Source organism: Streptomyces sp. NPDC058796 (genome assembly GCF_042745235.1).
Lineage (GTDB): Bacteria > Actinomycetota > Actinomycetes > Streptomycetales > Streptomycetaceae > Streptomyces.
The window spans coordinates 73,158-99,020 of record NZ_JBHYOP010000006.1 but is presented as its reverse complement, the minus strand read 5'-3'; the positions used below and the strand labels follow the sequence as shown (position 1 = coordinate 99,020).

At 73.0% G+C, this 25,863-nt stretch carries 28 protein-coding genes; 7 read left to right on the top strand and 21 right to left on the bottom strand.

All coding sequences use genetic code 11. The annotated features are described in order from the left end of the window. Positions 1-57: 57 nt before the first annotated feature. From erm(O) to ACFW47_RS16845, 3 genes are all read left to right on the top strand, one after another. On the top strand, positions 58-837 hold the full coding sequence (erm(O), locus tag ACFW47_RS16855) for a 23S rRNA (adenine(2058)-N(6))-methyltransferase Erm(O) (RefSeq protein ID WP_386276523.1): 780 nt from the start codon (positions 58-60) through the stop codon (positions 835-837). Then, positions 834-2,102 carry a glycosyltransferase gene (locus ACFW47_RS16850; RefSeq protein WP_386306160.1) on the top strand — a complete coding sequence of 423 codons (1,269 nt, stop codon included), beginning with the start codon at positions 834-836 and terminating at the stop codon, positions 2,100-2,102. The genes erm(O) and ACFW47_RS16850 overlap by 4 nt, the downstream gene beginning before the upstream one ends. A gap of 376 nt (positions 2,103-2,478) precedes the next feature. Beyond that, complete coding sequence (locus tag ACFW47_RS16845; protein WP_386306159.1) at positions 2,479-3,027, top strand: DUF1697 domain-containing protein; 549 nt, start codon at positions 2,479-2,481, stop codon at positions 3,025-3,027. A 15-nt stretch (positions 3,028-3,042) separates the two neighbouring features. Here the strand turns inward: ACFW47_RS16845 and ACFW47_RS16840 are convergent, their stop codons facing one another. The 15 genes from ACFW47_RS16840 to ACFW47_RS16770 all read right to left on the bottom strand — a co-directional run bounded on the left by ACFW47_RS16840 (position 3,043) and on the right by ACFW47_RS16770 (position 18,067). Then, the gene (locus ACFW47_RS16840; protein ID WP_386306158.1) at positions 3,043-3,780 is read right to left on the bottom strand and encodes a sirohydrochlorin chelatase; all 738 of its coding nucleotides are present in this window, start codon (positions 3,778-3,780) and stop codon (positions 3,043-3,045) included. An 8-nt stretch (positions 3,781-3,788) separates the two neighbouring features. After that, on the bottom strand, positions 3,789-4,685 hold the full coding sequence (locus ACFW47_RS16835) for an ABC transporter permease (protein WP_386306157.1): 897 nt from the start codon (positions 4,683-4,685) through the stop codon (positions 3,789-3,791). Further along, the gene (locus ACFW47_RS16830) at positions 4,672-5,466 is read right to left on the bottom strand and encodes an ABC transporter ATP-binding protein (RefSeq protein ID WP_386276513.1); all 795 of its coding nucleotides are present in this window, start codon (positions 5,464-5,466) and stop codon (positions 4,672-4,674) included. The genes ACFW47_RS16835 and ACFW47_RS16830 overlap by 14 nt, the downstream gene beginning before the upstream one ends. A gap of 36 nt (positions 5,467-5,502) precedes the next feature. Continuing rightward, positions 5,503-6,606, bottom strand: coding sequence for an aliphatic sulfonate ABC transporter substrate-binding protein (locus tag ACFW47_RS16825; protein ID WP_386306156.1), 1,104 nt, complete (start codon positions 6,604-6,606; stop codon positions 5,503-5,505). A 254-nt stretch (positions 6,607-6,860) separates the two neighbouring features. Continuing rightward, on the bottom strand, positions 6,861-8,234 hold the full coding sequence (locus tag ACFW47_RS16820) for a sulfate adenylyltransferase subunit 1 (RefSeq protein WP_386276509.1): 1,374 nt from the start codon (positions 8,232-8,234) through the stop codon (positions 6,861-6,863). A gap of 2 nt (positions 8,235-8,236) precedes the next feature. Beyond that, entirely contained in the window at positions 8,237-9,175 is a 939-nt protein-coding gene (gene cysD, locus ACFW47_RS16815) for a sulfate adenylyltransferase subunit CysD (RefSeq protein ID WP_386276507.1), read from the bottom strand. Then, the gene (gene cysC, locus ACFW47_RS16810; RefSeq protein WP_386276505.1) at positions 9,172-9,708 is read right to left on the bottom strand and encodes an adenylyl-sulfate kinase; all 537 of its coding nucleotides are present in this window, start codon (positions 9,706-9,708) and stop codon (positions 9,172-9,174) included. The genes cysD and cysC overlap by 4 nt, the downstream gene beginning before the upstream one ends. 43 nt (positions 9,709-9,751) lie before the next feature. After that, on the bottom strand, positions 9,752-10,462 hold the full coding sequence (locus ACFW47_RS16805; RefSeq protein WP_386276503.1) for a phosphoadenylyl-sulfate reductase: 711 nt from the start codon (positions 10,460-10,462) through the stop codon (positions 9,752-9,754). Next, positions 10,459-10,638 carry a hypothetical protein gene (locus tag ACFW47_RS16800; RefSeq protein ID WP_386276501.1) on the bottom strand — a complete coding sequence of 60 codons (180 nt, stop codon included), beginning with the start codon at positions 10,636-10,638 and terminating at the stop codon, positions 10,459-10,461. Before ACFW47_RS16800 ends, ACFW47_RS16805 begins: the two co-directional genes overlap by 4 nt. After that, positions 10,635-12,332, bottom strand: a complete 1,698-nt coding sequence (gene sirA, locus ACFW47_RS16795; protein ID WP_386276499.1) for a sulfite reductase SirA — start codon at positions 12,330-12,332, stop codon at positions 10,635-10,637. Before sirA ends, ACFW47_RS16800 begins: the two co-directional genes overlap by 4 nt. 181 nt (positions 12,333-12,513) lie before the next feature. Continuing rightward, positions 12,514-12,597: a putative leader peptide gene (locus tag ACFW47_RS16790; RefSeq protein WP_310887545.1), complete on the bottom strand. Its 84-nt coding sequence runs from the start codon at positions 12,595-12,597 to the stop codon at positions 12,514-12,516. 130 nt (positions 12,598-12,727) lie between these two features. Next, on the bottom strand, positions 12,728-13,300 hold the full coding sequence (locus ACFW47_RS16785) for a GNAT family N-acetyltransferase (protein ID WP_386276497.1): 573 nt from the start codon (positions 13,298-13,300) through the stop codon (positions 12,728-12,730). A 73-nt stretch (positions 13,301-13,373) separates the two neighbouring features. Further along, positions 13,374-14,690, bottom strand: a complete 1,317-nt coding sequence (locus tag ACFW47_RS16780) for a hypothetical protein (RefSeq protein WP_386276495.1) — start codon at positions 14,688-14,690, stop codon at positions 13,374-13,376. 207 nt (positions 14,691-14,897) lie between these two features. Beyond that, entirely contained in the window at positions 14,898-16,187 is a 1,290-nt protein-coding gene (locus ACFW47_RS16775; RefSeq protein WP_386276493.1) for a GAF domain-containing protein, read from the bottom strand. Positions 16,188-16,423: 236 nt separating this feature from the next. Beyond that, on the bottom strand, positions 16,424-18,067 hold the full coding sequence (locus tag ACFW47_RS16770; protein ID WP_386306155.1) for an acyl-CoA dehydrogenase family protein: 1,644 nt from the start codon (positions 18,065-18,067) through the stop codon (positions 16,424-16,426). Positions 18,068-18,166: 99 nt separating this feature from the next. Between ACFW47_RS16770 and ACFW47_RS16765 the strand changes: the two genes are divergently transcribed. Then, positions 18,167-19,318, top strand: a complete 1,152-nt coding sequence (locus ACFW47_RS16765) for a YihY/virulence factor BrkB family protein (RefSeq protein WP_386276488.1) — start codon at positions 18,167-18,169, stop codon at positions 19,316-19,318. Between the two features lie 13 nt (positions 19,319-19,331). Here ACFW47_RS16765 and ACFW47_RS16760 read toward each other — a convergent pair whose 3' ends face one another. Continuing rightward, the gene (locus ACFW47_RS16760) at positions 19,332-20,165 is read right to left on the bottom strand and encodes an NmrA family transcriptional regulator (RefSeq protein WP_386306329.1); all 834 of its coding nucleotides are present in this window, start codon (positions 20,163-20,165) and stop codon (positions 19,332-19,334) included. 156 nt (positions 20,166-20,321) lie between these two features. Between ACFW47_RS16760 and ACFW47_RS16755 the strand changes: the two genes are divergently transcribed. Continuing rightward, positions 20,322-21,257, top strand: coding sequence for an AraC family transcriptional regulator (locus ACFW47_RS16755; protein WP_386306154.1), 936 nt, complete (start codon positions 20,322-20,324; stop codon positions 21,255-21,257). Between the two features lie 10 nt (positions 21,258-21,267). Further along, the gene (locus ACFW47_RS16750; RefSeq protein ID WP_386276484.1) at positions 21,268-21,957 is read left to right on the top strand and encodes a helix-turn-helix domain-containing protein; all 690 of its coding nucleotides are present in this window, start codon (positions 21,268-21,270) and stop codon (positions 21,955-21,957) included. Here ACFW47_RS16750 and ACFW47_RS16745 read toward each other — a convergent pair. Continuing rightward, positions 21,937-22,341: a VOC family protein gene (locus tag ACFW47_RS16745; RefSeq protein WP_386276482.1), complete on the bottom strand. Its 405-nt coding sequence runs from the start codon at positions 22,339-22,341 to the stop codon at positions 21,937-21,939. The genes ACFW47_RS16750 and ACFW47_RS16745 overlap by 21 nt on opposite strands. A gap of 121 nt (positions 22,342-22,462) precedes the next feature. On the opposite strand from ACFW47_RS16745, the gene ACFW47_RS16740 reads away from it, so the two are divergent. Continuing rightward, on the top strand, positions 22,463-23,134 hold the full coding sequence (locus ACFW47_RS16740) for a hypothetical protein (protein WP_386276480.1): 672 nt from the start codon (positions 22,463-22,465) through the stop codon (positions 23,132-23,134). 18 nt (positions 23,135-23,152) lie between these two features. On the opposite strand, the gene ACFW47_RS16735 is transcribed toward ACFW47_RS16740, so the two are convergent. Genes ACFW47_RS16735 through ACFW47_RS16720 form a run of 4 tightly spaced genes read right to left on the bottom strand, consistent with a single transcriptional unit; the run spans position 23,153 to position 25,819 of the window. Continuing rightward, complete coding sequence (locus ACFW47_RS16735) at positions 23,153-24,028, bottom strand: ABC transporter permease (RefSeq protein ID WP_386276478.1); 876 nt, start codon at positions 24,026-24,028, stop codon at positions 23,153-23,155. After that, positions 24,025-24,966 (bottom strand): ABC transporter ATP-binding protein, encoded by a 942-nt coding sequence (locus tag ACFW47_RS16730; RefSeq protein WP_386306153.1) that lies wholly within the window; start codon positions 24,964-24,966, stop codon positions 24,025-24,027. Before ACFW47_RS16730 ends, ACFW47_RS16735 begins: the two co-directional genes overlap by 4 nt. After that, positions 24,963-25,316: a transcriptional regulator gene (locus ACFW47_RS16725; protein WP_386276474.1), complete on the bottom strand. Its 354-nt coding sequence runs from the start codon at positions 25,314-25,316 to the stop codon at positions 24,963-24,965. The genes ACFW47_RS16730 and ACFW47_RS16725 overlap by 4 nt, the downstream gene beginning before the upstream one ends. Continuing rightward, a complete protein-coding gene (locus ACFW47_RS16720) occupies positions 25,313-25,819 on the bottom strand; it encodes a hypothetical protein (protein WP_386276472.1) in 507 nt (168 codons plus the stop codon). Before ACFW47_RS16720 ends, ACFW47_RS16725 begins: the two co-directional genes overlap by 4 nt. Positions 25,820-25,863 lie beyond the last annotated feature (44 nt).

The window sequence follows — 25,863 nt, the reverse complement described above, 5'->3', positions numbered from 1 at the left end:
CCGGTCAGGGCCTTCGGCTGCCCTTTCCCCATTCACGGAAGACAAGGACCGCAGGCCATGGCCCGCCCCACCCAGCGTGCCCGCACGCTTTCGCAGAACTTCCTCGCCGACCGCGCGGCGGCCGAGCACGTCGCCCGGCTCGCCTCTCCCGACAGCCGTCGCCCGTCCCTCGTCCTCGAAGTGGGCGCGGGCAAGGGCGCGCTCACCGAGCCGCTCGCCCGCCGCAGCCGGGAGCTGTACGCCTACGAGATCGACACCCGGCTCGTCCCCGGGCTCCGCGCCCGCTTCGCGGACACCCCCCACGTCCGCGTCGTCGCCGGTGACTTCCTCACCGCGCGCCCCCCGCGCACGCCGTTCTCCGTCGCCGGGAACGTGCCGTTCTCCCGCACGGCGGACATCGTCGACTGGTGCCTCACCGCACCTGGCCTCACCGACGCCACACTGATCACCCAGCTGGAGTACGCCCGCAAACGCACCGGAGACTACGGCCGCTGGACCCTGCTGACGGTCCGCACCTGGCCCCGGCACGAATGGCGGCTGGCCGGGAGGGTGAGCCGGTACGGCTTCCGGCCCGCGCCCCGCGTAGATGCCGGAATCCTCCGCATCGAACGCCGCCCCACGCCGCTGCTGCCCGGCACCGCTCACCGGAGCTGGCGGGACCTCGTCGAGCTGGGCTTCTCCGGGGTCGGCGGATCGCTGCACGCCTCCTTGTGCCGCGCCCGCCCGCGGCGCCGGGTGGACGCGGCGTTCCGGGTTGCACGCCTGGATCCGGGCGTTCTCGTGGGCCAGGTGTCACCCCAGTGCTGGCTGCGGCTGCACGCGGAGCTGGCGGGATGAACGCACATGAGGCGCACGCGAATGAGTTGTACGAGACGTCTCGTCTCGCGTACGCTGCTCGCATGACCAGTCCCGCTCACATCGCCATGTTCTCCATCGCCGCGCACGGCCACGTGAACCCCAGCCTGGAGGTGATCCGCGAGCTCGTCGCGCGAGGGCACCGGGTGACCTACGCGATCCCGCCCGCCTTCGCGGACAAGGTCGCCGAGGCGGGCGCCGAACCGAAGCCGTGGAACAGCACGCTGCCCGGCCCCGACGCCGACCCGGAGGCGTGGGGGACCACGCTGCTGGACAACGTCGAGCCGTTCCTGAACGACGCGGTACAAGCGCTCCCGCAGCTGGCCGAGGCGTACGAGGGCGACGAGCCGGACCTGATCCTGCACGACATCGCCTCCTACCCGGCCCGCGTCCTCGGCCACCGCTGGGACGTGCCCGTGGTCTCCCTCTCGCCGTGCATGGTGGCCTGGGAGGGGTACGAGAAGGAGGTCGGTGAGCCGATGTGGGAGGAGCCGCTGAAGACCGAACGCGGCCAGGCGTACTACGCCCGCTTCCACGCCTGGCTGGAGGAGAACGGGATCACGATGCATCCGGACCCGTTCGTCGGCCGCCCCGCCCGCTCCCTGGTGCTGATCCCGAAGGCGCTCCAGCCCAACGCCGACCGGGTGGACGAGAAGGTGTACACCTTCGTCGGCGCCTGCCAGGGCGACCGCACCGCCGAGGGGGAGTGGCGGCGTCCCGAGGGCGCCGAGAAGGTGGTCCTCGTCTCCCTCGGGTCGGCGTTCACCAAGCAGCCCGCCTTCTACCGGGAATGCGTCAAGGCCTTCGCCGGGCTGCCCGGCTGGCACGTCGTGCTCCAGATCGGCAGGCACGTCGACCCCGCCGAACTGGGCGACGTACCGCGGAACGTGGAAGTGCGGTCCTGGGTGCCGCAGTTGGCCGTTCTCCAGCAGGCCGACCTGTTCGTCACCCACGCGGGCGCCGGCGGCAGTCAGGAGGGCCTGGCCACCGCCACGCCGATGATCGCCGTGCCGCAGGCCGCGGACCAGTTCGTCAACGCGGACATGCTCCAGGGGCTCGGCGTGGCCCGCCGGCTTCCCACCGAGGAGGCCACCGCCGAAACGCTGCGCACCGCCGCCCTCGCCCTGGCCGACGACCCGGAGGTGGCGGGGCGTCTGAAGGAGATCCGGGCGCGGATGGCACAGGAGGGCGGCACCCGGCGGGCCGCCGACCTGATCGAGGCCGAGCTGGCGGCGGTGAAAGCCTGACCGCACGGCGAGGAGAACACGTCGAGGGCCGTCGGTTCCCCCGAACCGACGGCCCTCGGCGTCCTTTCCGCCCCGCAGGGACCTGCGCTCAGACCCCGACCCGCTCGCCCCGCCCACAGCCGGTAAGACCAGGACGCAAGTCCCGGCACAGCGCCGTTGAGCAGGAAGCCCCCGGAAGGGTTGGACGACCCCGCCGGAATCCCCGACCTTGGGCCAGGGAGCACGTCAGATCAATGTTGTTGAATAAGTCACAGGCGCGCGTAGTGGTTGAACCACGGACACCTCATCGGCGAAAGTGGCGCGCACGTCCGCCCGGCGCGGACCCGGCCGTCGTGCCCACCCCCACGGGGCGCGACGGCCGTTCTATGGTGTGCGCATGACGATGATGTACGCGGCGCTGCTGCGCGGGATCAACGTGGGCGGCGCGAAGAAGCTCCCCATGGCCGACCTGCGCGCACTCCTGGAGGAGCTCGGCCACGACGCCGTACGCACCCATCTCCAGAGCGGACAGGCGGTGTTCGCGTCCGGGCGCGGCGACGAGGAGTCGCTGGCCGCCGAGTTGACGCGGGCGATCGGGAAGCGTTTCGGCTTCGCCGTGGACGTCATCGTCCGCGACCACGCCTACCTCAGGGCGGTCGCCGACGCCTGTCCCTTCCCGGCCGCCGACCTGGAGCCCAGACAGCTCCACGTCACCTACTTCTCCGCGCCGGTCGACGAGGAGCGCTTCGCACCGGTCGACCGGTCCGCATTCCAGCCGGAGGACTTCCGCCTCGGTGACCGCGCCCTGTACCTGTACGCGCCGAACGGCCTCGGGCGCTCCAGGCTCGCCGAGGCCCTGGCAAGGCCGCGGATGACCAAGGGCCTGATCGCCACCACCCGCAACTGGAACACCGTCACCAAGCTGGTGGAGCTGACCGCCGCCTGAGCACGGCCGGTGGCCTCAGGCCCCCACCGCCGCCAGCACCGGCACCCGCGCCGCCTCGTACCGCTCCAGCAGCACCCGCGCGACCTCCGGCGAGGGACCGAGGACGTCCGCCAGTACGTCCGCCCGGGCCGCGCCCCGCGTGATGCGGTCCGGCAGGAAGCCGGGGGCCAGGACGTACGGGGCGACGGCCACGCGGGCGCAGCCCAGTTCGCGCAGCTCCCGCACCGCGTCCTCGGTGCGGGGAAGGGATGCGGAGGCGAACGCAGGCCGCACGGCGCACCAACCGGTGTGCCGCCACTCCCGCGCGATTTCAGCGATCACTGCGATCGCCTCCGGGTCCGAGGACCCCGCCGAGGCCAGTACGACCCCGGTCGAGGACTTGTCGGCGGGCGTGACGCCCGCCTCGTACAGGCGCCGTTCCAGCGCCGACAGAAGCAGCGGGGAGGGGCCGAGCACCTCCGCCTGGCGGATGCGCAGCCGTGGTGGCGCGTCCGCCAGGACCGCGGGGACGTCCGCCTTCGCGTGGAACGCACGGGTCAGGAGGAGGGGCAGGGCTACGACGTCCCGCACACCCTCCGTCTCCAGGGACTCCAGCACCCCCTGCACCGAGGGCACGTTGAAGTCCAGGAAGCCCGTCTCCACCCGTACGTCCGGGCGCAGCGACCTGACCCGGCGCACCAGCGCGTGCACGGTCTGGGCGTGCCGCGGGTCGCGGCTGCCGTGGGCGATGACCAGGAGGACCGGAGCGGACATGACGTCTCTCAGCTCCTCACCAGCAGGCCGCGGCTGCGCAGTACCCACCGTTCCAGCGGGCTGAAGATGAGCAGGTCGATGGCGATGCCGACGATGAGGATGAGGAGGATGGCCTCGAAGACCATGGCCATGTCGCTGGCGTTGCGGCCGTTCTCCAGGAGCTGGCCCAGACCGATGCCCAGGTCGGGGAAGGACGCGATGATCTCGGCGGCCATCAGGGAGCGCCAGGAGAAGGCCCAGCCCTGTTTCAGGCCGGCGACGTAGCCGGGCAGTGCGGCAGGCAGGACGATGTGCCAGGTGCCCTTCAGGCCGGTGGCGCCCAGGGTGCGGCCCGCGCGCAGGAAGATCGGGGAGACCTGGTCGACGCCGGAGACGAGGCCGTTGGCGATGGAGGGGACCGCGCCGAGCAGGATGACGGCGTACATCATCGAGTCGTTCAGGCCGAGCCAGATCACGGCGGGCGGCACCCAGGCGACGGAGGGCAGTGACTGGAGGCCGGACAGGATCGGGCCGATCGCGGCGCGCACGAACTTCACCCGGGCGACCAGCAGCCCGAGCGGGGTGCCGATCAGCAGGGCCAGCAGGAAGCCGGACAGTCCGCGCGAGACGCTGGTCCAGATGTAGCCGAGCAGCTCGCCCTGGAGCCATGCCTGGTGGACCACGTCCCACACGTCGGACGGGGCGGGCAGCTTGGTGGGGTCGTCGACGATCTCGAAGGAGACCAGGCCCTGCCAGACGGCCAGTACCAGGAGGACGGCGACGGCCGGGGGAAGGATCTTCTCCACGAAGGTCCGCCGGAAGGGCGTGCGGCCCTGCTGCACCGTCTCCAGTGCGTCCAGGCCCGCCTCCAGACCGGCGAGATCGCCGCCCTCCTTCGGGGGGCGCGTCGTGTCAGTGCTGGCCATGGCGGCGGATCTCCCCACGCAGTTCTTCGGTGATCTCGACGGACAGTTCCGCGACCTCGGCGTCCTCGATGCGGCGCGGCTGCGGGATGCCGACCGTCCATTGGCGGGCGATGCGCCCGGGACGCGAGGAGAGCAGCACCACGCGCTCGGCGAGGCGGACGGCCTCGCGCACGTTGTGGGTGACGAAGAGGACGGACAGCCGTGTCTCGCGCCAGATGCGGGTCAGTTCGTCGTGCAGGACGTCGCGGGTGATGGCGTCGAGCGCGGCGAAGGGCTCGTCCATCAGCAGGAGCTTGCTCTCCTGGGCGAGTGCCCGGGCCATCGCGACCCGCTGGCGCATGCCGCCGGACAGCTCGTGCACCCGCTTGCCGTGCGCGCCCTTCAGCCGTACGAGTTCGAGGAGTTCCTCCGCCTTGTCGCGGCGCTCGGACTTGGGCACGCCCCGCAGCTTCAGGGCGAGTTCGATGTTCTTGCCGGCCGTCAGCCACGGGAACAGGGCGTGTTCCTGGAACATCAGGGCCGGCCGCCCGTCCGTGCTGATCGCGCCGGCGCTCGGCTTGTCCAGGCCCGCCACCAGGTTCAGCAGTGTGGACTTGCCGCAGCCGGAGGCCCCCAGGAGGGTGACGAACTCGCCGGGCGCGACATCGAGGGAGATGTCGTCCAGTACGAGCTGCTGCCCGGCGGGGCCCGGGTACGACTTGGAGACGTGCTCGATCCGGGCGGCGTGCGTGGCCGCCGCGGTGCCCTCGTCGGCCTTGGCGAGGGTCGTGGTCGTGGCCATGGTCGTCACCTCCTGGGGACGGGTCGGGTTCCGGGCTTACTGGACGCCGAGACCGGCGTCGTCGACCGCGGGCTCGCCCTTGGCCTTGAGGACCTTGTTGAGCAGCGTGAGGTCGTAGATGCCGGTCAGGTCGGGCTGCTTCAGCAGGCCCGCCTTGACGGCGTGGTCGGCCTGGGTGTCGAGGGTGGCGGCCAGCGGGTCGTCGGTGAGCCGGATCGACTCCCACGCCGGGTCCAGGACGTCGGCGGGCAGGGCCTTGCCGGTGTCCTTCTCCAGCTGCTCGTTCGCGGCGGCCTTGGCCTCGTCGGGGTTGGCCTCGATCCACTCGTTGGTGTCGACCGAGGCCTTCAGCACCGCCTCGACGGCCTTCGGGTGCTCCTCCAGGAACTCCTGCCGCACGATGATGTTTGTGATCACGAACTTCTCGTCCGGCCACAGCGTCGCCTCGTCCAGCAGCACCTTGCCGCCCTGGGCGACCAGCCGGGAGGCGGTCGGCTCCGGCACCCACGCGCCGTCGACGGAACCGGACCGGAAGGCGTCCGGGGTCACCTTGTTGTCACTGCGGACGACCGTCACATCGCCCTTGCCGCTGAGCGCGTCGACCTTCCAGCCCTGCTCGGCCACCCAGTTGAGGAACGCGACGTCCTGCGTGTTGCCGAGCTGAGGAGTGGCGATGCGCTTGCCCTTGACGTCCTCCAGCGACTTGATCCTGTCCGGGTTCACCACCAGCTTCACGCCGCCGGAGGCCGAGCCGCCGATGATCCGCAGATTCTTGCCGTCCGCCTTGGCGTAGCCGTTGACCGCCGGGGACGGGCCGATCCAGCCGATGTCGATGGAGCCCGAGTTCAGCGCCTCGATCTCGGACGGGCCGGCGTTGAACACCGCGTACTTGGCCTCGGTCGCGCCCAGCTCCTTCTGGAAGAAGCCCTTCTGGTTGCCGACCAGGGCGGTGGCGTGCGTGACGTTGCCGAAGTAGCCGATCCGGACGGAGTCGAGGCCGTCGGTCTTCTCGGCCCCGGCGGCGATCTCCACGCCCCCGTCGTCCTTGGCCTGGGAGCCGTACCCGCAGCCGGCGAGGGCCAGCAGCGGCAGGGCGGCGAGGGCCGCCAGGGTGCGGCGCAGGGGCTTGGTGGCAGGCACGGGAGGTGTTCCTCTCGTTGGCCCGGCACTCACGCCTGTCGGTTGGTCCGAGGTGTCAGGTCGTGGCCGGGAGATCGGCGGGTTCGCGTCTACGGCGGTGGTGGGCGAGGGCGCGCGAGCGGTGCGCGTACGTCACCTGCCACATCGCCCGACGCCACCCTGCCCACTCCCGAGGGCGCCACTGCCGACGCGGCCGCCCTCCTTCGCGAACGTGGACCAGAAATCCGTGGGGTGGAGACTCGGGGAGCCCATGGCTAGAAGTCCCACCCGTCGTCGTCCGCCGCGTCCTTGACCGGTTCCGGCGCGGCGAAGGACTCGCCGGCCATGCCCGCGGTGAGGGTGGTGCCGTCGCTCGGGTCGATCAGGATGAAGGAGCCGGTACGGCGGGAGTCGGCGTAGGAGTCGGCGGGCAGCGGCTCCGCCGTGCGGATCTTGACGCGGCCGATGTCGTTGGCGACGAGCTGCCCGGGGTGCGGGTGCAGGGACAGGTCGTCCAGCGTGAGCCGGGCCGGGATGTCCTTGACGATCGCCTTGACCGTGCGGGTGCCGTGCTTGAGCAGGACCCGGTGGCCGACGGTGAGCGGGGCGTCGGCGACGTGGCAGACCGTGGCCTCCACGTCCTGGCTGGTGGCCGGCGCGTCCTTGCTGGGCACGATCAGGTCGCCGCGCGAGACGTCGATGTCGTCCTGGAGCAGCAGCGTCACCGACTGCGGCGTCCACGCCGCCTCGACCGGCTCGCCCAGCAGGTCGATGCCGGACACCTTCGAGGTGCGGCCCGACGGCAGGACGGTCACCTCGTCGCCGACGCGGAAGGTGCCGGCGGCGATCTGGCCCGCGTAGCCGCGGTAGTCGGGGTGCTCGGCGGTGCGCGGGCGGATCACGTACTGCACGGGCAGCCGGGCGTGGCAGTGCGCCAGGTCGTGGCTGACGGGCACCGTCTCCAGGTGTTCCAGCACCGTCGGGCCGCCGTACCAGTCCATGACCGCCGACGCTTCCACCACGTTGTCGCCCGCGAGCGCCGAGATCGGGATCGCGGTGACCTCCGGCACGCCCAGCTCGGTCGCGTACGCCGTGAACTCCTCGGCGATCGCGGCGAACACGGACTCCCGGTAGTCGACCAGGTCCATCTTGTTGACGGCGAGGACGACGTGCGGGACGCGCAGCAGGGCGGCGATCGCGGCGTGCCGGCGGGTCTGCTCGACGACGCCGTTGCGGGCGTCGACCAGGATCACCGTCAGCTCGGCGGTCGAGGCGCCGGTGACCATGTTCCGGGTGTACTGCACGTGCCCGGGGGTGTCGGCCAGGATGAACCGGCGGCGCGGTGTGGCGAAGTAGCGGTAGGCCACGTCGATGGTGATGCCCTGCTCGCGCTCGGCCCGCAGGCCGTCGGTGAGCAGCGCGAGGTCCGGGGCCTCCTGGCCGCGGCTCGCGGAGGCGCGCTCGACGGCCTCCAGCTGGTCGACGAGGACCGACTTGGAGTCGTGCAGGAGCCTGCCCACCAGGGTGGACTTGCCGTCGTCGACGGACCCGGCGGTGGCGAACCGCAGCAGTGTGGTCTCCGACAACTGCTCGACCGACAGCGGCTCGACGGAACCGGCGGGCTCGGTGGGTTCGGTGGTGCTGGTCATGGCTAGAAGTACCCCTCGCGCTTGCGGTCTTCCATCGCGGCCTCGGACATCTTGTCGTCGGCCCGCGTCGCGCCGCGTTCGGTGAGCCGGGAGGCGGCGATCTCGGCGATCACCTTCTCGATGCTGTCGGCGTCGGAGTCGACGGCGCCGGTGCAGGACATGTCGCCGACGGTGCGGTAGCGCACCCGCCGCTTCTCGACCGTCTCGCCGTCCTTCGGGCCGCCCCAGTCACCGGCGGTCAGCCACATGCCGGAGCGGGCGAAGACCTCGCGCTCGTGGGCGTAGTAGATCGCGGGCAGTTCGATGCCCTCGCGGGCGATGTACTGCCACACGTCCAGCTCGGTCCAGTTGGAGAGCGGGAAGACGCGCACGTGCTCGCCGGGGGCGTGCCGGCCGTTGTACAGGTTCCACAGCTCGGGGCGCTGGCGGCGCGGGTCCCACTGGGAGAACTCGTCGCGCAGCGAGAACACCCGCTCCTTGGCCCGGGCCTTCTCCTCGTCGCGGCGCCCGCCGCCGAAGACCGCGTCGAACTTCTCCGCCTGGATCTTCTCGGTCAGCGGCAGCGTCTGGAGGGGATTGCGGGTGCCGTCCGGACGCTCCTTGAGCACCCCGCGGTCGATGTAGTCCTGCACCGAGGCCACGTGCAGCCGCAGCCCGTGCCGCTCCACCGCGCGGTCGCGGTAGTCCAGCACCTCGGGGAAGTTGTGCCCGGTGTCCACGTGCAGCAGCGAGAAGGGGACCGGCGCGGGCGCGAAGGCCTTCAGCGCCAGGTGCAGCATGACGATGGAGTCCTTGCCGCCGGAGAAGAGGATCACCGGCCGCTCGAACTCGCCCGCCACCTCGCGGAAGATGTGCACGGCCTCCGATTCGAGCGCGTCGAGGTGGGAGAGGGCGTACGGACCCGCCGTACCCTCCTCCACCGCTGCGACGGTCGTCGTCATGCCAGTCCCCTTTCGGTGAGCAGGGCGTGGACCGCCGCGGCGGACTCCTGGACGGTCTGGTCCTGCGACTCGATGCGCAGGTCGGGCTTGACGGGCTCCTCGTACGGGTCGTCGACACCGGTGAGCCCCGTCAGCTCGCCCGCGGCCTGCCTGGCGTACAGGCCCTTCACGTCGCGCACCGAGCACACCTCGACCGGGGTGGCGACGTGCACCTCGACGTACGCCGTGCCGTTCGCCTCGTGGCGCTCGCGGACCGCGTCCCGGCTGTCCGCGTACGGGGCGATCACCGGGACCAGCGCCGTGACGCCGTTGCGGGCGAGCAGTTCGGCGACGAAGCCGATGCGCTGCACGTTCGTGTGCCGGTCCTCGCGGCTGAAGCCGAGGCCCGCCGAGAGGAACTCGCGGATCTCGTCGCCGTCGAGCAGCTCGACGCGCCGGCCCTCCTCGCGCAGGCGCCCGGCCAGCTCGTGGGCGATGGTGGTCTTGCCGGCGCTGGGCAGGCCCGTGAGCCAGACGGTGGCTCCGGTCGTCACGTGGTTCTCCCTGGATCTCGATGGTCCGGTGGTCGTCGTCATGTCAGCCGTGCAGTCCGCACTCGGTCTTGGCGCGGCCCGCCCAGCGTCCGGCGCGGGCGTCCTCGCCCTCCAGCACACGACGGGTGCAGGGCGCGCAGCCCACGGAGGCATAGCCGTCCATCAGCAGCGGGTTGGTGAGAACGCCGTGCTCGGTGACGTACGTTTGCACATCTTCCTGTGACCACTTCGCGATGGGCGAGATCTTCACCTTGCCCCGCTTCTCGTCCCAGCCGACGACCGGCGTGTTCGCCCGGGTCTCGGACTCGTCGCGGCGCAGCCCGGTCGCCCAGGCCTGGTAGCCCTTCAGGCCCTCCTCCAGCGGCCTGACCTTGCGCAGCGCGCAGCACAGGTCCGGGTCGCGGTCGTGCAGCTTCGGGCCGTACTCGGCGTCCTGCTCGGCGACCGTCTGCCGCGGGGTGAGCGTGATCACGTTCACGTCCATCACGGCCTCGACGGCGTCCCGGGTGCCGATGGTCTCCTCGAAGTGGTAGCCGGTGTCGAGGAACACCACGTCCACGCCGGGCAGGGCGCGGGAGGCGAGGTGGGCGACGACCGCGTCCTCCATGGAGGAGGTCACGCAGAAGCGGCTGCCGAAGGTGTCCGCCGCCCACTGGAGGATCTCCAGCGCGGAGGCGTCCTCCAGCTCGCGGCCCGCCCGCTCGGCGAGCGCCTTGAGATCCTCGGTCGTACGTTCTTCCTGAACGGCCGTCATATCGATTCCCCTCCCGTGGAGTTGGGCTGAAGACCCCGGGACAGGAGCCCGAGGAACTTCAGCTGGAATGCGCGGTTGCACGCCCCGCATTCCCAGGCTCCGTGACCTTCCTCGTGCGGACGCAGGTCCTCGTCGCCGCAGTAGGGGCAGTGGAACGGCACGGCACGCTCGCTCATGACAGGGCCTCCTCGGAGGCGCGGGCCGCCCAGGTGGCGAAGCGCTCGCCGTCCTCGCGCTCCGCCTGGTAGCGCTTGAGGACCCGCTCCACGTAGTCGGGCAGCTCTTCGGCCGTGACCTTCAGGCCGCGCACCTTGCGGCCGAAGCCCGGCTCCAGGCCGAGCGCGCCGCCCAGGTGCACCTGGTAGCCCTCGACCTGCTCGCCCCGCTCGTTCAGCACCAGCTGGCCCTTGAGGCCGATGTCCGCGGTCTGGATGCGGGCGCAGGCGTTCGGGCAGCCGTTGAGGTTGATGGTGAGCGGCTCGTCGAACTCGGGGAGCCGGCGCTCCAGCTCGTCGATCAGCGAGGCGCCGCGCGCCTTGGTCTCGACGATGGCGAGCTTGCAGAACTCGATGCCGGTGCAGGCCATCGTGCCGCGCCGGAAGGTGGAGGGCCGGGCGGTGAGGTCCAGCGCTTCCAGGGACTCGACCAGCGAGTCGACCTGGCCCTGCTCGACGTCGAGGATGATCATCTTCTGCTCGACGGTGGTACGGACCCGGCCCGAGCCGTGCGCCTCCGCCAGGTCGGCGACCTTCGTCAGGGTGGTGCCGTCGACGCGGCCGACGCGCGGGGCGAAGCCGACGTAGTAGCGGCCGTCCTTCTGCCGGTGCACACCGATGTGGTCGCGCCAGCGGCTGGTCGGGTCGGCGGGCGCCGGGCCGTCGGTCAGCTTCCGCTTCAGGTACTCGTCCTCCAGCACCTGCCGGAACTTCTCCGCGCCCCAGTCGGCGACCAGGAACTTCAGGCGGGCGCGGTTGCGCAGCCGCCGGTAGCCGTAGTCGCGGAAGATGGCGATGACGCCCTCGTAGACGTCGGGCACGTCCTCGATCGGCACCCAGGCGCCCAGGCGCACGCCCAGCTTCGGGTTGGTGGACAGGCCGCCGCCGACCCACAGGTCGAAGCCCGGCCCGTGCTCGGGGTGCTCGACACCGACGAACGCCACGTCGTTGATCTCGTGCACCACGTCCAGTACCGGCGACCCGGAGATCGCGGTCTTGAACTTGCGCGGGAGGTTCGAGTACGCGGGGTTGTTCAGGACCCGGCGCTTCATCTCCTCCAGGGCCGGCGTGCCGTCGATGATCTCGTCCTCGGCGATGCCGGCGACCGGGGAGCCGATCATCACGCGGGGCGTGTCGCCGCAGGCGGTGACCGTGGACAGGCCGACGCCCTCCAGCCGGTCCCAGATCTCGGGCACGTCCTCGATGCGGATCCAGTGGTACTGGACGTTCTGCCGGTCGGTGATGTCGGCGGTGCCGCGCGCGAACTCCTGCGAGATCTCGCCGATGACACGCAGCTGTGCGGTGGTCAGCGCGCCGCCGTCGATGCGGACCCGCAGCATGAAGTAGCTGTCGTCCAGCTCCTCCGGCTCCAGAACGGCCGTCTTGCCGCCGTCGATGCCCTGCTTGCGCTGGGTGTACAGACCCCACCAGCGCATGCGTCCGCGCAGGTCGCTGGGGTCGATCGAGTCGAAACCACGCTTGGAGTAGATCGTCTCAATACGTGTCCGCACATTGAGACCGTCGTCGTCCTTCTTGACCTGCTCGTTCCCGTTGAGCGGGGTGAAGTGACCGGCCGCCCACTGACCCTCGCCGCGGTGACGGCTCACCTTGCGGCGGGGGGTCGCGGCAGCGGAATTCGGCGGCGTGGCGGCCATGGGTGACACGTCCTTCGGGACAGCGATGGATGGGGCCGGCGCATGGCGCCGTCCGTGAGGGGCGGTGGTCGGGTGACGGGCGGGAGGCTCTGACCTGCGCTTATGGGCGCACGGATACGGTGCGCGTCATTGCGCGGGAATGAGGCGGAGAAAGGAGATCCGGTAGTGCTGGAGGGTGCTCTCAGCGGGCCGGACAGATGGCGCTGGACATGCGGCCGAGGTCGACGTGCCGCCGACTCACCAAGGCAATTCCAGTTCCAGGCATGACGGAAGACTGGCACGGCGATCTGGACACAGTCCAGCTTAATCCAAAATGCGGACACCCTTGTCTCATCGAGCGAGACAAGGGTGCTGTGGATCACATGCGGGGCCGCGAGGCCCGGCCGGGCGGTCGGTCAGGCGGGGAAAGCTCCGGGCCAGGGACCCGGCGTGGCGACCTCGGGCTCCTCCTCCACCTTCGTGTCGAACAGGCGGAAGCCGCGGCGCTGGTAGTTGTCCATCGCGAACTCGCCGTCCTTGCTGCACGTGTGCAGCCACACCCGCTTGGTCGTGGCCAGCCCCGGCCAGCGCTCCGCCAGGTCCCAGGCGCGGGCGGTGCCGTACGAGAGCAGGTGCCCGCCGATGCGCCGGCCCCGGAAGGCCGGGAGCAGGCCGAAGTACTCGATCTCCACGACGCCGTCGTCCCCGGGCGTCAGCTCCACGTACCCGGCGGGCGTGCCGCGGTCGTAGGCGACCCAGGTCTCCACGCCGGGCCGCTCCAGGTGCTCCCGCCACCGCGCGTGGCTCCAGCCGAGCCGGTCCGTCCAGCGGATGTCCCCGCCCACCGAGGCGTACAGAAAGCGGCTGAACTCGGGGGAGGGCACCTCGGAGCGGACGATCCGGACGTCCCCCTCCGGGGCGGCGGCCGGCAGCAGATCGGCCGGCGCCGTCTGCTCCAGGGACCAGGTGGTCACGGCGATGTTCGTCATGCCGGTCAGGGAATCATCAGCCCCGCGGATCTGTCGATCCCCGCCCGGTCCCCCTCCGGGGGCCCTGACGGCCTCAGTCCAGCGCGTCCTCGATCGACCGGAGCGGCAGCGCGAACAGCATCCGGCCCGACTGCGACCAGACCTCACCGGTCTCGGCCCAGTACGACAGGGAGCCCGCCGGTCCGCTCCAGCAGCGCTGCGAACGGTCCGCCCCGCACTCCACGGCCCGGGCGCCCTCGGTGTCCTGGCGCCACAGGGTGCCGCGCCCGTCCGCCCTGTCGTCCCCGCCGGCCGCGCGGCCCAGGTACCAGTCGGCGCGCGCCGCTCCGGCCGGACGGTACGACAGCACGCCGCCCACCTCGGCCGCCCCGGTCTCGTACGCCTCCACCGGATCCACGTGTCCGGCGGAGTCGGCGTCCGGCAGTCCGGTGCGCGCCGGGTCCGTGCTGAGGTCGTAGCGCCACAGCCGGGTGGGACGGTCGCCGTCCGCGGGCACCCGTTCGCTCGCCACCAGGCTGTCGGGGACCGTGCCGCGGTCGAGCGAGATCGCGCCGGGACGCGCGGCGTCGGAAGAGTCCGGGAGCCGGTACGAGGCGACGGCGGGCAGCACGTACCGGTGGCCGGCCGCCGCCCAGCCGCCGGGCACCCGGCCGACGGCGAGCGCGTCGGTCGTGGCCCGCTGGACGCGGTCCACGTCGTACACGAACAGCGCGTCGCGGCCGCCGGTGCCGGCGGTGACGAGCAGCTTGTCCTGGTACCAGACCATGCCGGAGACGGGGGAGGCGAGCCCTCGGTAGTCGTGGCCGCCGTCGACCGGGACGGCGAGGAGCGCGGAGGTGTAGGTGAGGTGGTCGGGGTCGTCCGCGTCGACGAAGGAGACCCGGGCGAGACCGCCCTCGGGTGTGCCGTCGTCGCGGGACCAGGCGGAGAGGATGACGCGGTGGGCGCCCCAGCGGCCGTCGTCGTCGGCGTCCCCCGAGGTGGTGACCGCGCCGGGACTCCAGCCCTCGGTGTCGGCCTCCTCCCAGCAGTACGCGCGGGTGGCCGCGGGGGAGACGGGCAGTGCCTCCCGCTCCCCGGTGGTGCAGTCGGCGGCGTCGCGCAGGGTGTGGTCGGCGGAGCCGAGGACGGCGCCGACGCCCACCGGCTCGCCCATCGCGGTGGAGAGCCGGTCGAGCCAGGGGCGCGGTACCTGGTGCTCGGTGAGCCGCAGGCCGGCGGTCTCGGCGGCGGAGGTGAGGGGGTTCAGGGTGCCCGGGTCGTCGGCCACCGTGGCCTGCGAGGCGCTGATCATCGTGGCGGCGCCCGTGAGCGCGAAAGCCGCGCCCGCCAGAGCCGCGCGCAGCGCCCTGCCCCGCCTGCGTCGGCGGTGTCTGCCGCGATGCTTCATGAAACCTCCACAGGCACCGTCCAACTGTGCTCGACGGTGGCCGCGTTGACCGAGGAGCAGATGGGACGGTCCCAGAGGATGCTACGACAGACGGACGGTCCGGCGGACGCGGACGCTGCAAATATGCGAGAACGGTACGGATCCGTCCCCGCTGTGGGCCGGTGGGGCGCGCCCGGCGTGCAGTGGTGGGCGGCGGTCGCCGCCCGTTCACGGCACCGACGCAGCCCCCCGGCGTTGCACCACCGCCGGTGCCGTCGAGTGGGGGAGCAGGTCCCCCGGGACGGTCGGGAGGGCGACCTCCACCTCCACGTCTTCGCAGAAACGATACGGCCGGTGTTCCAGGTAGGCCCCGAGGTACCTCCTGACCCGGGACATCTCCGCCCGTACGGTCACCGTGCGGGCCGGGTCGCCGAACATGTCGTCGGCCAGCTCCGCGGCACTGCGCCCGGTGCGGTGGACGGCCAGCAGGTACAGCAACTCGGCGTGCCGGGGACTCAGTTCCCGCTCCCAGTCCTCCGCGCCCCCCAGCACCCGCACCGACCAGCGGCGCGGCTGTGAGAGGTCCAGCACGATCCGTACGCCCTCCTGCCCGGCCGGTTCCCCGGCCGCCCGCACCAGCCAGCCCTCACCCAGCGGCTCCACGGTGCACGCCCCGAACACCGGCAGCCACCTCGGCCCGCCCGCCGGGGACTTGGGCAGCACCACCCGGTCCAGGTACGGCATCCCCGTCACCGCCGCCGTCCAGCCGTCCCGGTCGGTCACCAGGGCCCGGCCCTCCATCCGGGCCAGCACCGGGGCGGCCACGGTGCGCAGCCGCTCCAGCGACCGCACGTGCAACTCCCGCAGCCGGGCCTCGGCGAGCTTGGCCACCGAGTCCACCCACGCGAGCGTCGCCGGGTGCATCGTCTCCAGCGGCCCGCTCACGTCGACCACCCCGAGCAGCCGGCCGCTGCGCGGATCGGTGATCGGCGCGCCGGCACAGGTCCAGGTGGCCTGGGACCGTACGAAGTGCTCGGAGGCGAAGACCTGGACGGGCCGCCGGGTGACCGCCGGCGTGCCCACGCCGTTGGTGCCCACGACCTCCTCCCGCCAGTCCGCGCCGAGTTCGAAGCCGAGCCGGTCGGCCCGGCGCAGCACCCGCGCGCTGCCCTCGCGCCACAGCACCCGCCCCTCGTCGTCGGCGACCACCATGATGTGGTGCGCGACGTCCGCGACCGACAGGAGTCCCTCCCGCAGCACCGGCAGCACGTGCCGCAGCGGCGAGGCCTCCCGGCGCCGCCGCACCTCCTCCGCGGACAGCAGCCCGGCACGGAAGTCGTGCTCCGGATCGACACCGCGGCGCAGCATCCGGTCCCAGGACTGCTCGATCACGGGACGCGGCGCCACCGGGGCCCGTCCGCCGGAGAGTCTCGCGGAGCGGATCTCGCTGAGCACGCGTGCCGCGCGTGTCGTGTCGACGGCGGCGAACTGCGTCACGTCCATCGGCGAGAGCGCCACTGGTCCCTGTCCTCCCGGAAGTCGGATGTTCGTCTCATAATGACCGCTTGCCCGGGACGGAAGGGCACAGTCCGCACACAGCCAGAAGCAAGTTGCAACCCCCTGCAACCCTGGTGGCCCGGCGTACCGGTGCCCAAACTTGAACCACGTCGCCCCGAGTGGCGTACTCGGCCTGAACGGGCCTGTGTGGCGGGGGTGGTGCCGTGTCGGCGCAGCACCACCCCCGCACCGAAGGATCAGCGCACCGGACGGGCCCGCTCCACCACGGATGCCAGGTCCAGCGTCGGCGGCAGCGTGCCGAAGGCCGCACCCCCGTCGCCGCCCAGCCGCGACGCGCAGAACGCGTCGGCGACCTCCGGCGGCGCGTACCGCACCAGAAGCGACCCCTGAAGCACCAGGGCCAGCCGCTCCACCAGCCGCCGCGCCCGCCCCTCGGCGGCGCCCAGATCGGCCAGCTCCGTCAGCAGCCCCCGGATCGCCCCGTCCAGGCGGTGATCGGCGCCGCGCGCCAGGCCCACCTCCGTCAGGTAGGCGTCCAACGCCGACGGTTCCCGCCCGAGGGCGCGCAGCACGTCCAGCGCCTGCACGTTCCCGGCGCCCTCCCAGACCGAGTTCAGCGGCGACTCGCGCACCAGCCGGGGCATCCCGGACTCCTCGACGTAGCCGTTGCCGCCCAGGCACTCGGCGGCCTCCACCGCGACCGGGGCACACCACTTGGTCACCCAGTACTTCGCCGTCGGCACCGCCAGCCGCAGCAGCGCCCGTTCCCGCTCGTCGCCGCCCTCCGCCGCGTCGTACGCCGCCGCGAGCCGCATCCCGAGCGTGGTGGCCGCCTCCGACTCGATCGCGAGGTCCGCGAGCACGTTGCGCATCAGCGGCTGGTCGGCCAGTTTCGCGCCGAACGCCTCCCGGTACGCGCAGTGGTGCACCGCCTGTGCCACCGCCTGCCGCATCAGACCCGCCGACCCCAGCACGCAGTCCAGCCGGGTCGCCGCCACCATCCCGATGATCGTGGGCACCCCGCGTCCCTCCTCGCCGACCCGGCGCGCCCAGGTCCCGGCGAACTCGACCTCGGCGGAGGCGTTGGACCGGTTGCCCAGTTTGTCCTTGAGCCGCTGGATCAGGAACACGTTGCGGGTGCCGTCCGCCAGTACGCGCGGCACCAGGAAACAGGTCAGCCCTCCCGGCGCCCGCGCCAGCACCAGGAAACCGTCCGACATCGGCGCCGAGCAGAACCACTTGTGCCCGGTCAGCTCGTACGTGCCGTCCTCGGCCAGCGGCCGCGCGGAGGTGGTGTTCGCCCGGACGTCGCTGCCGCCCTGCTTCTCCGTCATGCCCATCCCGAACAGCGCCCCGGCCTTCAGGCGGGCCGGCCGCAGCCCCCGGTCGTAGACGCGCGAGGTCAGCCGCGGCTCCCACTCGGCGGCCAGGCCCGGATCGGCGCGCAGGGCCGGCACCGCCGCGTGGGTCATGGACAGCGGGCAGCCGTTTCCCGCCTCGACCTGCGTCCACATGAGGAAGCCGGCCGCGCGCCGGACGTGCCCGCCCGGCCGGGACCAGGCCGCAGTCAGCCCCGCAGAGACGGCCTTGCCCAGCAGCCGGTGCCAGGCCGGGTGGAAGTCGACCTCGTCGACGCGGTGGCCGTAGCGGTCGTGCGTACGCAGGACCGGCGGGTTGTCGTTCGCCTGCGCGCCCCACTCCTGCGTCTGGGCCGACCCGCAGCCGCGCCCCAGGCCCGACAGCTCCGCCACCGCCTCCTCGCGCAGCTCCGGAGCCAGATGCCGCTCGACCGCGGCCGTCAGGGCCCGGTCGGCGGTGAAGACGTCGTAGCCGGTCAGCGGCGGCGCCTGATTCGTCACGGTGTGGGTACTGCCTGCCATGACCGTGAACCTACCGTGCCGCCGATCCGCACGGAGCCGTCACGGCGACGAGGGCGTCCGCGGATGAGTGCGACCCCCCGCGGCGGATACCTTTAGGGCGTGCAGCCAGCAAGTGAATCCCCCGAACGGCCCTCCGGCCGGCTCCATCGCGCCCGGGTCCTGTACCGGAACGTCTCCAAACGCAGGACCGCCTGGCTGCTCCTCAAGGACACCGTCAACTCGTGCATGGAGTACCGCATCCTCGGCCTGGCCGCCGAGGCGGCGTTCTTCACCCTGCTGTCGGTGCCGCCCCTGCTGCTGAGCGTGCTCGGCCTGATCGGCTACGTCGACCTGTGGATCGGCGCCGACACCACCGAGAGCCTGCGCAGCAACATCCTGGACGCCTCCCGCGCGGTGCTCTCCGAGCGGGGCGTCGAGCAGATCACCGAGCCGATCCTCGACGACGTGACGAAGGGCGGCAGACCCGACGTCATCTCCATCGGCTTTCTGTTCGCCCTGTGGTCGGGCTCCCGCGCGGTGAACGTCTTCATCGACACGATCACCGTGATGTACGGCCTCGACGGCGTGCGCGGCATCGTCAAGACCCGCCTGATGGCCTTCCTGCTCTTCCTCGTCGCCCTGCTGATCGGGTCGGTCGCGCTGCCGCTCATGGTGGCCGGTCCGGACGCCGTGGTGCGCATCGTGCCGTGGTCGACGACGGTCGTCCAGGTCCTGTACTGGCCGGTCGTCATCCTCCTGTCCGTCGCCTTCCTGACCACGCTCTACCACGTGTCCGTGCCGGTGCGCTCCCCCTGGATCGAGGACGTGCCCGGTGCGCTGGTCGCCCTCGCCATGTGGGTGCTCGGCAGCTTCCTGCTGCGCATCTACCTCACCAACACCGTCGAGGGCCCCACGATCTACGGCTCCCTCGCCGCGCCCGTCGCCGTGCTGCTGTGGATCGGGGTGTCCGCCTTCGCGGTGCTCGTCGGCGCGGCGGTCAACGCGGCCATCGACCGGGTCTGGCCGGCCGCCGCCACCGCGGCCGCCCGTGAGGCCAACGAGCGGCTGCGCCAGGCCCAGGTCGCCGAGTACGTGGCCCGGGCCGCCGCGAACGGCGAGTCGGACCCCGACATGCCCTCCGAGTTCCCGGAGCGCTGGTCCCGCTTCCTGCCCCCGGAGGACGTCACCTCCCGCCTGCGCACCCACGTGAAGCACACGCCGCCCGGCAACCACAACCACAACCACGACCACGACAAGCCCGAGGCCTCGTAGCGGGGCCGGCCCCCTACGCCCCGTCGGGCGCCGCCGGGGCCCACACCCCCGCCGCCGCGCCCTCCCGCACGAACCGGCCGAAGTCCGCGGGCGCCCGGCCGAGCACCTCCTGGACACCGTCCGACAGCCGGGCGTTGCGGCCGTCGAGCAGGGTGCCGAACAGGTCCACGAGGAACCCGGCCTCCTCCTCCGGCACCCCGGACCCGGCCAGGTGCGCCCCGTACTCCCGCGGCGGCGCGTACCGGTAGGTCAGCGTCCGCCCCGTCGCCTTCGCGATCTCGGCGACGGCCTCCCCGAAGGTGAGCAGCCGCGGCCCCGACACCTCCAGCACCCGCCCGGCGTACCGGTCGCCGGAGGTCAGCGCCGCCACCACCACGTCCGCGACGTCCCTCAGGTCCACGAACGGTTCCCCGGCCTCCCCGGCCGGGAACACCAGCTCCCCGTGCCGCCGCAGCTCCTCGGCCAGCGGCCCTTCGCCGAAGTTCTGCGCGAACCACGCGGCCCGCACCACCGTCCACCGCGCGCCCGCACCGGCCAGCGCCTCCTCCGCGGGCCGCGCCTGGTCCTCGCCCCGCGCCGACAGCAGCACCAGCCGCCGCACGCCGAGCCCGGCCGCCTCCCACGCCAGCGCCCCGACCGCGTCGGCGGCCTCCGGGTCGCCGACGTCGGTGGGGTACGCCAGGTAGGCCGCGTCGGCGCCGCGCAGCACGTCCGCCCAGGTCGACCGGGACCGCCAGTCGAACCCGGTCGCCCTGGACGCCGCCCGCACGTGCAGCCCGGCCGCCCGCGCCGCCCCGGCGACCCGCCGCCCGGTACGGCCGGTGGCGCCCGTGACCACGACCGTCATGCCCTTCGGGTCCTCCATGCCCTCCATGCCCTTCGTGCCCTCGTGTGCGCTCGTCTCCGTCATGCCTCCAGTCAACTGCCGCTCCCCGGGCCTGCCCATCGGCGAAGGGCTCACGGGCATAAGCGCGCGTCCACGCCGTGACTAGGCTGTGGCGCCATGGACGCACTCGCCGGTCTGCTCGAAGGACCCCGCGCCCGCGGCGCGTTCATGATCCGCGCCTGCTTCGATCCGCCGTGGGCCGTCCGCGTCGAGGACGGGGCGCCACTCACGGTGATGCTGATGGTGCGCGGCGACGCCTGGGTGGTCCCGGACACGGGGGAGCGGCTGCGCCTGCGCGCCGGCGACCTCGCCATCGCCCGCGGACCCGACCCGTACACCTGCGCCGACGACCCCGCCACCGCGCCCCAGGCGGTGATCCTGCCGGGCGGCGAGTGCAGCTACCCCGACGGACGCCCGCTGGGCGGTTCGATGGACCTGGGCGTACGGACCTGGGGCGACCGCCCCGACGGCGAGGCGGTGCTGCTCATCGGCACCTACCTGGTGCGCGGCGAGATCGGCGGCCGGCTCCTCGACGCCCTGCCCCCGCTGCTGTCCCTCACCTCGGACCAGTGGGAGTGCCCGCTGACGCCTCTGATGATGACCGAGGTCACGCGCGACGAGCCCGGCCAGGAGGTCGTCCTCGACCGGCTTCTGGACCTCCTCGTCATCGCCGCGCTGCGGTCCTGGTTCGCCGGCCCGCGGGCCGAGCCGCCCGCCTGGTACCGGGCGCTCGGGGACCCGGTCGTCGGCCGGGCGCTGCGCCTGCTCCAGGCCGACCCCGCGCACCCCTGGACGGTCGCGTCCCTCGCCGCGAAGGCCGGGGCCTCCCGCGCCGCGCTCGCCCGACGCTTCACCGAGCTGGTGGGCGAGCCCCCGATGGCGTACCTCACCGGCTGGCGGCTGGCGCTCGCCGCCGACCGGCTGCGCGACACCGACGACACGCTCGGCGCGATCGCCCGCCAGGTCGGCTACGGCAGCGCGTTCGCCCTGTCGACGGCGTTCAAGCGGGTGTACGGCGTCAGCCCGCAGGAATACCGCACGCCGGCGACGTAGCCTGTCACGCGTGTACACGGAACGGGCGTCCCGGCTGACCGGCGCGGTGGTGTGGACCAACACCCCGACCGTGCCCGGCACGGGACGGGTCCTGCCCGACGGCTGCATGGACCTGCTCTGGCACGACGGCCGGCTGCTGGTCGCCGGCCCCGACACCCGCGCCCACGTCACCACGGGCTCCTCCGGCCCCTGGGCGGGCGTCCGCTTCCACCCCGGCACCGCCCCCGCCCTCCTCGGCCTCCCCGCCCCGGAACTGCGCGACCGCCGCGTCGACCTCGCCGACCTCTGGCCGGCCGCCCGCGTCCGGCGTCTGACCGCGCGGGTGAACGCGGCCCCCGACCCGGCGGCCGGCCTGGAGGATGCCGCGCTGTCGGCGGCGGCCGGCACCGGCCCCCACGACCCGCTGCCAGGCCGGATCGTGGCCGCCCTCGACGCGGGCCGCCCGGTCGCCGCCACCGCCGACGAACTGGGTCTGAGCGCACGCCAGCTGCACCGCCGCTCCCTGGCCGCCTTCGGCTACGGTCCCAAGACGCTGGCCCGCGTGCTGCGGCTCCAGCGCGCCCTCGCCCTGGCCCGCGCGGGCACCCCGCTCGCCGAGACGGCCACCCGGTCCGGCTACGCCGACCAGGCGCACCTGGCGCGGGACGTACGGCAGTTGACGGGACTGCCGCCCGGCGAACTACTCGCCGGGCGCGGCTAGCGGCGCGAAGAGGTCGACCCCGTGGCCGTCCGGGTCGCCCACGACGGCGTACCGCTGCCCCCAGGGGGCGTCCCAGGGACTCCGCTCGCCGTGGCAGCCGGCGCCGGTCAGCTCCTCGTAGAGGGCGTCCACCTCGGCGGGGGTGTCGCACAGCAGGGCGAGGGAGTGCCGACCGCCGCCGGCCGGCGGCTCCCACCCCGGGGTGAAGGAACGGACGGACTCCTCGGTGTCGAGCATCAGCCGGACACCGCCCGGCAGGCCGGCCTCGGCGTGCGGCTCGCGCTCAGCACCCTCGGGGAAGGCGAAACCGAGCCGGCGGTAGAAGGTCACGGACGCGGCCATGTCGGAGACGACGAGGCCGATGGCGTTGAATCGTGCGGTCATGGGGTCACCGTAGGCAGGGCGGCCGGGAGCCGTCTTGAAGGAATCGGACACGGGAGCGGCCGCGGGGACGGGCGCGTGGAAGTCGCGCGGCTGTGGAACACCTGTGCGGCAGGATGGGCGCATGAATCGTCGCGCGCGCGTCCTGCCGCTCCTGCTGACCCCTCTGCTGCTCACCGCGTGCGGTACCGAGAAGGCGTCCGAGGACCCGGCGGCCGCCGTCACCGCCCCGGCCGCCGCTTCCGAACAGGCTTCCCCCGCCACCGCCGGAGCGCCCGCTGAACTCAACTCCAGGGCGGAGGCGATGGGGACGGCACCGGAACTGGTCTACGTCACCACGGTCCCCGGCTTCACCCTGGCCGAGCAGTCCGTCGGCGTGCTCGGTGACGACGGCTTCTCCGCCGCCTACACCGACGGCTCGGGTGCCGTGATCCGCCTCGGTGTCGAGCGGGGATCGATCACGGAGGAGAGCTGCCGCAGCCGGCCCGTCGGCTATACGAGCGGCGGCGGACGGACCACCTGCGAGCGCGACGCCGGGACCTGGTACCGGACGGGCGGCGGGGAGCACGAGTACGCCGTGCCGAAGGACGGGCACGTGCTGTGGCTGTCCGCCGGGACGGACTCGGTGCCGCGCGCGGTCCTGCGCGAGGCCGCCGTGTCCGCCCACCGTCCCGACGCGGCCGAGGCCGCCGAGACCCTTCCCTCCCCGCGCCCCGACACCACGCCCGTGGAACGCGGCGACCTGCCCGCGTTCGGCGACGGCGCACCCGACAACAGCGTGGACGTCGGCGGGTGAGCACCCACCGGGCAGGCCCTATCCCCGCGCGGGAAGCGCCCCGCTCTGTTCGGCCTTACGGTGGCGTGCGCCCAGGCGGGAGCCGGACTCGCGGCGGGCGGCGCGGCGCAGGAGGGGGACCGCGAGGACGAAGCCGAGGACGGCCCAGGCGGTCAGGACCAGGGCGACCATGGGCAGCTCCCAGGAGCCGGCCGCCTCGGCCGCCCGCGCCGAGTCCGGGAAAAGTGCCGAACGCAGGCCCTGCGCCATCCACTTGAGCGGGAAGACGGAGGCCACCTGCTGCACCGGCCCGGGCAGCGCGGTGATCGGGAACACCGCGCCGGACGTCACCAGCAGCCCCATCGTCGGCAGCATGATCAGCGCCAGCGCCTCGCGCGGGTTGGGCAGCACGGCGCCGATCGCCGCGCCCAGCGGTACGACGGCCAGCAGCCCGAGCGTGGTGACCCACAGCAGCGTCAGCCAGCCGCCCGGCCCGTGCGGCAGCGGCCCGTCCACCAGGACCGCCGCCGACAGCAGGAGCAGCGCCAGGGTGCCGACCGCCGTACCGACCACCAGCATGCACTTGGCGATCAGGTAGGCCGGTATCCCGCCGGGGGTGGCGCGCAGCCGCAGCAGGGCGCCCTCCTCCCGTTCGGTCACCAGCATCTGCGGGAGGTTGACCAGCCCGACCTGGAACAGCAGGTAGGCGGCGAAGCCGGCCAGCACCAGGTGGGCCATCGGCGTCTGGGTGCCGGGCACGTCGTCGCTCAGGTAGGCGGCGACGGCCAGCGCGACGACCACGTTGGTCAGGTGGCCGGACAGTTCCTTCGGGTTGCGCAGGAGCTGACGCAGTTCGATGCCGCCGCGCTGGAGACCGGCGCGCCGGTAACCACCTGTCACGAGTGTTCCCTTCATGCGGCCCGTGCCTCCCCGTCCACGTGTCCGTCCCCGTGCCCGCCCGCGTCCCGGCCGTCCGTGCCGTCGTCCGCCCGGTGCACCATGTGCAGGTACGTGTCCTCCAGGGTCGGGCGGCGGACCTCCAGGCCGGGAATCGGCCCGGCCGCGTCCCGGTGGAGCTCCCAGACCAGCCGCGAGGGGTCCTCGGTGCGTTCCCGGCGGGGCGTTCCGTCGGAGGACGTCCAGCGGACCTCGGCCTGCGCGGCGGCCCGCCGGGCCAGTTCGTCGGGGGTGCCGAGGGCGCGGATGCGGCCGCCGACCAGCATGGCGATCCGGTCGGCCAGCCGCTCGGCCTCCACCAGGTCGTGGGTGGTGAGCAGGACGGTGACGCCCTCGTCGCGGGCCAGCCGTTCCACCAGGAGGTGGAACTCGCGCCGCGCCTCGGGGTCGAAGCCGGTGGTCGGCTCGTCCAGGAAGAGCAGCTCGGGGCGGCCGACGATGCCGAGGGCGACGTCCAGCCGCCTGCGCTGGCCGCCGGAGAGCCGGTTCACCTGCCGGCCGGCCTGGCCGGTGAGACCGACCAGCGCCAGCAGCTCGGCCGGGTCGCGCGGGTCGGGGTAGTACGCCGCGAAGTGCCCGAGCAGTTCCGCGACCCGCCAGCGGGGGTGGTCCCGCCAGGACTGCAGGACCAGCCCGAGCCGGCCGCGCCAGGCGTCGTCGCCGCGCTCCGGGTCGGTGCCGAGGACCCGCACGTCACCGGCCGAGCGCCGCCGGAACCCCTCCAGGATCTCGACGGTGGTGGTCTTGCCGGCGCCGTTGGGACCGAGCAGGGCGAAGACCTCACCCCGGCGGATGTCCAGGTCGACGCCGCGCAGGACGTCCACGTCGCCGTACGCCATCGTCGCGTCCCGGGCCTCGACGACGACGTCGTCGGCGGGTGCCTGCCGGTGCGTCATCGTGCGGCCTCCGAGGAAAGGCGCTGTTCCGCCGGACCGGTGGGCACGGCCGGTGGTCCGGCGCCGTCGACGATCGCGCGGAGCGCCGCCACGTGCCCTTCGAAGGCGGTGCGGCCACGCTCCGTCAGCCGTACCCTGGTACGCCGCTTGCGGCCGGCGCCCTCCTTGCGGAGCTCCAGGTACCCGGCCTCCTCCAGCGTGTGGAGCTGCTTGGAGAGCGCGGAGTCGCTGAGCGAGAGGCTGTCGCGGACGAACGGGAAGTCCGCCCATTCCGTGGCGGCGAGCAGCGCGACCACCGACAGCCGGGTCGCGGGATGGATCAGCTCGTCGAAGCCCGCGGGAGTGCTCACCGGCCCGCCCCCTCGGTGGCCCGCCGGTCCGCCCGGGCGCGCAGCGAGCCGGTCGACCACCGGGTCACCGGCCCGACGAACAGGACGAACACGGCCACCGACACCGTCGCCCTGATCAGCGCCCCCGTCGTCGGCTCCAGCGGCTCGACCAGCCGGCCGGACAGCAGGACCGTCCCCCCGGTCGCCACCGCGCCCCCGGCGAAGGCGGCGTACATCCGCCAGTCGCACCGCGAGTGGTGCAGCTGCACCCGGCTCCTCCGGTGCAACGCCCTGGCCAGCACCGTCACCACCGCGCAGTAGCCGGCGAGCGCCGGCCAGACACCCCACTGGGGCAGATCGAGACCGATGACGGCCAGGAAGACCCACATGACCGCGGCCATCACCCAGGTCGCACCGGGCTTGCGGGACGCCGACCGCTCGACCTCGTCGTACACCCGTTCCTGCGGCACTCGGATGCGCTGCAGGTCCCTCCATGCCTGTTCGGCATCGACCGGTGTGCTCACGGCCACCGCCTCCCCGTCCGTTCCCCGTGCTGCGTTGCTTTCCC

Excerpts from the sequence above, each read along its gene's own strand:
- ACFW47_RS16785 (WP_386276497.1), bottom strand. The coding sequence starts at position 13,300 with ATGACGAACATCGCCGTGACCACCTGGTCCCTGGAGCAGACGGCGCCG.
- cysD (WP_386276507.1), bottom strand. The coding sequence starts at position 9,175 with ATGACGACGACCGTCGCAGCGGTGGAGGAGGGTACGGCGGGTCCGTAC.
- ACFW47_RS16820 (WP_386276509.1), bottom strand. The coding sequence starts at position 8,234 with ATGACCAGCACCACCGAACCCACCGAGCCCGCCGGTTCCGTCGAGCCG.
- ACFW47_RS16805 (WP_386276503.1), bottom strand. The coding sequence starts at position 10,462 with ATGACGGCCGTTCAGGAAGAACGTACGACCGAGGATCTCAAGGCGCTC.
- ACFW47_RS16830 (WP_386276513.1), bottom strand. The coding sequence starts at position 5,466 with ATGGCCACGACCACGACCCTCGCCAAGGCCGACGAGGGCACCGCGGCG.
- sirA (WP_386276499.1), bottom strand. The coding sequence starts at position 12,332 with ATGGCCGCCACGCCGCCGAATTCCGCTGCCGCGACCCCCCGCCGCAAG.
- ACFW47_RS16850 (WP_386306160.1), top strand. The coding sequence starts at position 834 with ATGAACGCACATGAGGCGCACGCGAATGAGTTGTACGAGACGTCTCGT.
- ACFW47_RS16770 (WP_386306155.1), bottom strand. The coding sequence starts at position 18,067 with ATGGCAGGCAGTACCCACACCGTGACGAATCAGGCGCCGCCGCTGACC.
- ACFW47_RS16730 (WP_386306153.1), bottom strand. The coding sequence starts at position 24,966 with ATGACGCACCGGCAGGCACCCGCCGACGACGTCGTCGTCGAGGCCCGG.
- ACFW47_RS16740 (WP_386276480.1), top strand. The coding sequence starts at position 22,463 with ATGAATCGTCGCGCGCGCGTCCTGCCGCTCCTGCTGACCCCTCTGCTG.
- ACFW47_RS16800 (WP_386276501.1), bottom strand. The coding sequence starts at position 10,638 with ATGAGCGAGCGTGCCGTGCCGTTCCACTGCCCCTACTGCGGCGACGAG.
- ACFW47_RS16760 (WP_386306329.1), bottom strand. The coding sequence starts at position 20,165 with ATGACGGTCGTGGTCACGGGCGCCACCGGCCGTACCGGGCGGCGGGTC.
- ACFW47_RS16835 (WP_386306157.1), bottom strand. The coding sequence starts at position 4,685 with ATGGCCAGCACTGACACGACGCGCCCCCCGAAGGAGGGCGGCGATCTC.
- ACFW47_RS16845 (WP_386306159.1), top strand. The coding sequence starts at position 2,479 with ATGACGATGATGTACGCGGCGCTGCTGCGCGGGATCAACGTGGGCGGC.
- ACFW47_RS16755 (WP_386306154.1), top strand. The coding sequence starts at position 20,322 with ATGGACGCACTCGCCGGTCTGCTCGAAGGACCCCGCGCCCGCGGCGCG.
- ACFW47_RS16790 (WP_310887545.1), bottom strand. The coding sequence starts at position 12,597 with ATGCCTGGAACTGGAATTGCCTTGGTGAGTCGGCGGCACGTCGACCTC.
- ACFW47_RS16735 (WP_386276478.1), bottom strand. The coding sequence starts at position 24,028 with ATGAAGGGAACACTCGTGACAGGTGGTTACCGGCGCGCCGGTCTCCAG.
- ACFW47_RS16840 (WP_386306158.1), bottom strand. The coding sequence starts at position 3,780 with ATGTCCGCTCCGGTCCTCCTGGTCATCGCCCACGGCAGCCGCGACCCG.
- ACFW47_RS16780 (WP_386276495.1), bottom strand. The coding sequence starts at position 14,690 with ATGAAGCATCGCGGCAGACACCGCCGACGCAGGCGGGGCAGGGCGCTG.
- ACFW47_RS16745 (WP_386276482.1), bottom strand. The coding sequence starts at position 22,341 with ATGACCGCACGATTCAACGCCATCGGCCTCGTCGTCTCCGACATGGCC.